The 6058-nt window shown below is 61.0% G+C and carries 4 protein-coding genes and 1 pseudogene; 1 reads left to right on the top strand and 4 read right to left on the bottom strand.

All coding sequences use genetic code 11. The annotated features are described in order from the left end of the window. Positions 1-105: 105 nt before the first annotated feature. The 4 genes and pseudogenes from C7444_RS19235 to C7444_RS19220 form a co-directional block, all read right to left on the bottom strand. Positions 106-297: pseudogene (locus C7444_RS19235) on the bottom strand (putative Na+/H+ antiporter); the annotation flags it as partial. Positions 298-654: 357 nt separating this feature from the next. Then, a complete protein-coding gene (locus tag C7444_RS20940) occupies positions 655-2211 on the bottom strand; it encodes a methyl-accepting chemotaxis protein (protein WP_110402475.1) in 1557 nt (518 codons plus the stop codon). Positions 2212-2431: 220 nt separating this feature from the next. Beyond that, entirely contained in the window at positions 2432-3889 is a 1458-nt protein-coding gene (locus C7444_RS19225; RefSeq protein ID WP_245909646.1) for a patatin-like phospholipase family protein, read from the bottom strand. Positions 3890-4150: 261 nt separating this feature from the next. Then, positions 4151-4756, bottom strand: coding sequence for a TetR/AcrR family transcriptional regulator (locus C7444_RS19220; RefSeq protein WP_110402474.1), 606 nt, complete (start codon positions 4754-4756; stop codon positions 4151-4153). A gap of 285 nt (positions 4757-5041) precedes the next feature. Here C7444_RS19220 and C7444_RS19215 point away from each other — a divergent pair, with 285 nt between their 5' ends. Then, positions 5042-6040, top strand: a complete 999-nt coding sequence (locus C7444_RS19215; RefSeq protein ID WP_375136944.1) for an efflux RND transporter periplasmic adaptor subunit — start codon at positions 5042-5044, stop codon at positions 6038-6040. The last annotated feature ends 18 nt before the right edge of the window (positions 6041-6058 follow it).

Raw genomic sequence — 6058 nt, 5'->3', positions numbered from 1 at the left:
CACCCGGTCCTTGTATTCCTTGCCGTATCGAGCCACGTCTTCTCCTCGTCTTCGCCCCCTCTTTGGGTTCTATCGACGCGGCAACTATTCTGACGCGGGGGGGGTCAGCGCCATCACCAACACCAGCACCATGGCCCAGAAGCCGAACACCACCTCCACTTCACCCAGCAGGTGGAACATCCCGGCGTGGCGCGGGTAGCGGTGCGCCAGGCGCTCGAACTGACTGGTGGCGAAGGTGTGCGTCAGGGCCACGGCGAACAGCACGGTGGCGATGATCTGGACGAGGTCAGGCGTCATGGGGTCTCAAGTCGTGAGCATGCTCACGAGGCGGCCCGACCTGCGTGAACGACCTGATGCGCCACTCGCGGCGCAGCACCCATGATCGGCAGTCTACCAAGTTCAGCGCGACGCAGAGGAAGGGGTCCGAAGGGTGGGCGATCCTGCGACCTCACGCGAACATCCAGACAGGCACCACCGAGAGACGCACGGTGCGCAGCGGCACAGGCAGGTGCTTGGGCTCGATGGGCAGGCCGAGCAAAGCGCGTGGCGGACCTGCGCACGCCCGCCAAAGCGGCGGATGAACCCATTCCCTGCATGCGGGACAGGAAACTTTGGTCCATCCAAGAAAACCACTTGGCGACTTGTCCAGCCAGATCAGTGAGCAGGCGTCAGCTTGAAGACGGAGACAGCCCGAGCCAGCTCGCGTGTCTGCTCGCTCAGCGAACAAGCCGCAGCAGCAGCCTGCTCCACCAAGGCTGCATTCTGCTGTGTGCCTTGATCGAGTTGTCCGACCGCCTCAGTGACTCCATTGATGCCTGAGCGCTGTTCAACCGCGGCCGCACTGATTTCTCCGATCAAGGTGCTGACCTGCTGTACCGACCGCATCAGTTCGGTCATCGTCTGACCTGCCGCCTCGACTTGTCCGCTGCCGTTGCGTACCTTCTCTGCAGAATCCACGATCAGTGACTTGATCTCTTTGGCGGCCGTGGCTGAGCGTTGTGCAAGGTTACGAACCTCACCCGCCACGACAGCAAAACCCCGACCCTGCTCGCCCGCACGTGCCGCCTCGACCGCCGCGTTCAGCGCCAGGATGTTGGTTTGGAACGAGATGCCGTCGATGACAGAGATGATCTCTCCAATGCGGTGGGACGACTTCTCGATCTCACTCATCGTCTCGACAACCCGATGAACCACCTCACCACCACGCTGGGCCACCGCGCTGGCCTCGAGTGCAAGTTGGTTGGCTTCGACCGCATTGGTTGCAGACTGCTGTACCGTGGCGGCCAGTTCTTCCATGGTGGACGCGGTCTGCTGCAGATGACTGGCCTGACGCTCGGTACGCTCCGAAAGATCTTGGTTGCCGTCGGCGATCTGCTGCGAGGCGTCTGCGATCTGGTCGGCGCTGCTGCGCACCTGGGTCACGACCTGATGCAGGCTGTTGGCCATGCCATCGAGTGCACGCATCAACGCGCCAAACTCGTCCTGCCCCCCGGTGTCCACGCTTAGCCCCAGCTGACCCGAACGGATCGTACCCGCCACGTGAATGGCACTGGCCAGCGATCGCCGGATGTAGCGCATCAGGCTCATCACCAGACATCCCGCGATGACAACAAGCAAGGCCATCACGGCCGTGCCTGTCCAGTATTGCTGCCACTGCGCCGCATTCTCGGCGGCAATGCCATCGTTGAGCTTCTGCTGCTGGTGAGCCGCGAACCTGTCGATGGACTTTTGGTAACGAGCCACCAGCGGCATGAAGCTTTGCTCAAAAGCAGCCGCCGCGGCCGCCTCATCGCTCGACTTGCGAGCCATGGCGATCTTGTCGAGCGTCAAGCCGATCAAGACACCGACCTCGTCGATCTCCTTGAGGATCGCCACTTCATCTGGTGATGTCGCCCATTTTTTGATTTCGTCAAACTTCTGCCTGATGACGGTGATGCCAGGGCCGATTTCTGGTCCAAAAAATCGTCCAAGCACAGGATCTGCGCTGCGGTTGACTGCGACGATACGCACGGCGGTACCCGTCGCGAGCAGTTGCCACGCGTGCACTTGTTGCATGCGTCCGTACTCTCGTTGACTCACCACCGTCAGAGTGGTGTCATTGTGGCGTTGCTGCGCATAGCCAAAACCGAGACCGCTGAGCACCACCAGCCCGATCAAGGCGAACGCAACGTACATGCGGACTGATACGGTCCAGTGTTTGGAGATGTGCATGGATGGTGGTCCTGAGTGTGGATCGTCGACGGATTCGCCCATCGGGCGACTTGCGTAGCATCGGATATCGACTGCCATCAACTTGACTGGACAGTCGCATCGAGTGAACGCATGGAGAAAAGAGCCATTAGCTTGTGGAATGCTTCTCTCGTCTTGCCTTGCGGATACAAGTTTTTGCACCCCATGATCAGCGGCTCTGCTGCTGCAGCTTGAATGCTGTTCAGTGCCTGAGCAGCGACTGACTGGAGAAAGCGCGTATCGCTGCGTTTCCAATCGCGGCGTCCCTGCCCGCAGCGGTGACGGCGTCGACCTGACTGGCAGGAAGAGTCAGTCGCGTGGACACCTCATGCAGCATGGCAGCGCGACTTGGCGCCAAATCATCGAAGCTGATGCGGGTGACGGACAGCTCCACGTCGTCGCAGCGCCAGTGCGGTCGCCCGGTCTTCAGCAGAAGCTGCTCCTCGTGTGGCAGCGCACATCGCAACTGAACCACGTCTCGCTGCCACTGCTGGATCATGCGCAAGAAGCCGTCGTAGCTGAGCCTGACATTGGTGTCGATGGCTGCATCGATGGAGGCAGACGCCATGTCGATGCCATCAGGACCTTCCACGACGCGGTTCCAGGCCACCGATGGTCGACGTCCACCATCGACGACCACGAACAGCAGGCGCCGGAGATGCAGAGCCTCGGCGCGACTGAGTGGCGCGTAGGTGGTCCCTGCCAGAGTCCTGAATTGCTGGACACTGGTCAAACCGAAGTTGTCCGTCAGTCCACCATCGACCAGCTTGACGTAACGGCCGCTGTGCGCGTCACGAAGGTCGCGCATGGCACCGGCGATGGCTTGCCCCAGCATGGTCGAACTGAGTGCTTTGCTCTTCGTTGACGAGTCCACTCCCAAGTCGACGGGACAGTGCTCGGTGTGCTTCTCCAGCACGATGGGTGCGAACACAAGTGGCACGGCCATCGATGCCGCCACAGCCTCGGCCACCGGGTAGGTGCTCAGGTCACTGCACAAGGTGCTGAAGACTCCTTGATGGAACGTGAATGGCATGCGCTGTTGCAGATCGGTTGCATTGATCCACACCAGAGGATGCCCAGGACGACTCATCTCGGCAAAGGTGGCTTGGTGAAAGACCTCGTTGTCCAGCCAATGCTGGAAATTGTTTCGATCATTCAGCCCGCCTGCGGCAAGGCGCAGAAGGTTGGTCGGATTCAGCAGGCTCGCACGCAAGCCTTGTTCACTGTCCCGAAGCAGGGCCTTGTGGCGGAACTCGTCCAGTGACCCGGTGCCGTACAGCCCGACCCAGGCTGCAGTCATCGAGCCACCGGAGACGCTGGTGATGAATCCGAGATGATCCAGCAGCGTGCCGTCGAATGGAGTTGGTGCAGGCAAGGAGGACAGCCCCTGCAGAGCACCGAGGGCAAATGCAGCCGCTCGTGCACCACCACCGGAGAAGGCCATGGCTACGCTGACCTCTGGAAGCGGCTGGTTCGTCGCGGGCAGAGAGCTACCGATCTTGTCCATGTCCTGCGCAGCAAATCCTGCCACCAGGGACTGATTCCTGGGACCGTTGTCAATGGTCACGCCGCAGGCCGTGAGCCCGAATGCCAGCGCGATGAGCGCAGTGAACGGGCGTTTGCATATGGGCTGGTGGGCTGTCTGCTCTGACGAGGGCATGGGGGGGGTCCTGTTGCATCCGTGATAGGGCTGCACATTGCGCCAAGCCTCATTACATCTCTGCATGGCTGCGTGGAATCGATCGAACTCGTGGTCAATGCTCAAGCTTTTCAGGCACTGACCGACGACCCTGATGAATGAAGATGCATGCCTCTTGAGCCGACTCGCGCGCTGACGTGGCGCTGCCACACACCCGGAGACCTGCTGATGCCGACTAGCCTTCCAGCTTGCTTCAGTCAACGTGGCCTTGGAGCCAGGCCATCAGATGCTGTAGCCGCGCGAAAAGACGTCCACCGCTCGTTCAGCAATGGCTTGCGCCTCTCCTGGCGCCAGCGCTTGCAGGTCACGACAGAACCAGCGAGGCTGAATTTCAGCTGTCAGAAGACCGGAGAGGTGCTGCGCTGCGACCCATGGATCCGCACGGCGAATCTCGTTGCGATCCATGGCCGCACTCAGGGCGACGGCGACGCGTTCCAGCGCAGGCTTGGGGCCCATCTCGTAGAACGCCTGACCGATGTCGGAGCGACCCGCAGCGCCCAGCACCATGCGGTGGGCCGAGCAGGCGACCTCAGAGCACATGAAGGTCACGACCGCTTCACCGAGGCGGATCAATGCGTCTCTCAAGGTGCCTGCAATCGCCGACATCACTTCGGCTTCAGCTGCGGCCATGTGACGCTGACCTTCTGCTTCAACCACCGCAAGAAACAAGTTCTCCTTGGACGGGAAGTAGCCATACAGGGTGGCTTTGGACCCCCCGACACGGCGTGCGATCTCGGACATCGAGGCCCTCTCGAAGCCTTGTTCAAGAAAGACGCCAGATGCGATCTCGAGGATGCGGTCGTACCGCGCTTCAGTGCGAACTTTCACAGTGCCTTCGTAAATGAACCAGGGTGTTCAGTATCGACTTGACGAAGTTCAAGTGTCAAGTCAATAATGAACCGTACGGTACAGTAATGACTTGATGCAAATCATTGCCAGCTCTCTTCCATCTGGAGTCTTGACATGTGTTCCACGCGATCAACCGCCTTGCCAGGCACCCTTCTGGCCGTCGTTTCAGCGTTGCTTACCGGGTGTGGTGATCCTCCAGGCCCTCCAGTGACAGGAACACAGGGCACCCCACAGGTCACCGTGATGACGGTGGAGCCTAGGTCGTTGACCCTGACCACCGACTTGCCTGGACGCGTTGCCCCGGTCCAGATCGCGGAGGTTCGCCCTCAGGTGACAGGGCTGGTGAAGGCGAGGCTCTTCAAGGAAGGCACGGTGGTCAAGGCCGGTGAGTTGCTTTATCAGGTTGAACCCGCCACTTATCAGGCTGCGGTCGACAGCGCGCAGGCTGCCCTGGCCAAGGCGGAAGCCAGCTTGGTCGCTGTGAAGCTCAAGGCGGCACGTCTCAAGGATCTGGCAGCGATGAAAGCTGTCGGTCAACAAGATGCGGATGATGCCGCTGCCGCACTGCTGCAGGCCGAGGCGGAAATCCTTTCCGCCAAGGCCGCGCTGCAGACCCAACGGATCAACCTGCAATACACGCGTGTCACGGCACCCATCAGTGGCCGCATCGGTCGATCCACGGTCACACCCGGCGCCTTGTTGACGGCCAATCAGGCGACTGCTCTGGCCACGATCCAGCAACTTGACCCGATCTACGTCGACGTGACCCAGAACAGTTCAACCATGCTGTCGCTTGCCAATGCGTTGGCCAGTGGTCAGCTGAAGACTGGTACGGCACGGGTAAAACTGGTGCTGGAAGACGGCAGCACCTACCCGCTCACGGGGAAGCTGCAGTCGTCGGAAGTTACCGTGGACCAGAGCACGGGTGCGGTCACGCTGCGGGCCGAGTTTCCCAACCCCAAAGGAGCCCTGCTGCCTGGAATGTATGCGCGGGCGGTGGTGGAAGAGGGGGTGATGGAGAACGCGCTGCTGGTGCCGCAACCGGCCGTCAGCCGCGACCCGACCGGAAAGCCCCTTGTGTTTGTCGTGGATTCCGCGCAAAAGCTGGTGCAGCGTCCGATCCGGACGGGTCGTGCGATGGGCGATCAATGGCTGGTCACCTCAGGCCTGCAGGCGGGTGATCGTGTTGCCGTGGAAGGGCAACAGAAGGCACGGCCAGGCATGGTGGTCGAGGCCAAGCCTCAGACTGCTGCGGCGAACTGATCCGGCTGACGGAGAATA

The sequence above is a fragment of the Sphaerotilus hippei genome (assembly GCF_003201595.1).
GTDB lineage: Bacteria > Pseudomonadota > Gammaproteobacteria > Burkholderiales > Burkholderiaceae_C > Sphaerotilus > Sphaerotilus hippei.
This window is presented reverse-complemented; position numbering and strand designations above follow the sequence as displayed.

Coding starts and splice junctions, on each gene's coding strand:
- C7444_RS20940 (WP_110402475.1), bottom strand. CDS start 2,211: ATGCACATCTCCAAACACTGGACCGTATCAGTCCGCATGTACGTTGCG.
- C7444_RS19225 (WP_245909646.1), bottom strand. CDS start 3,889: ATGCCCTCGTCAGAGCAGACAGCCCACCAGCCCATATGCAAACGCCCG.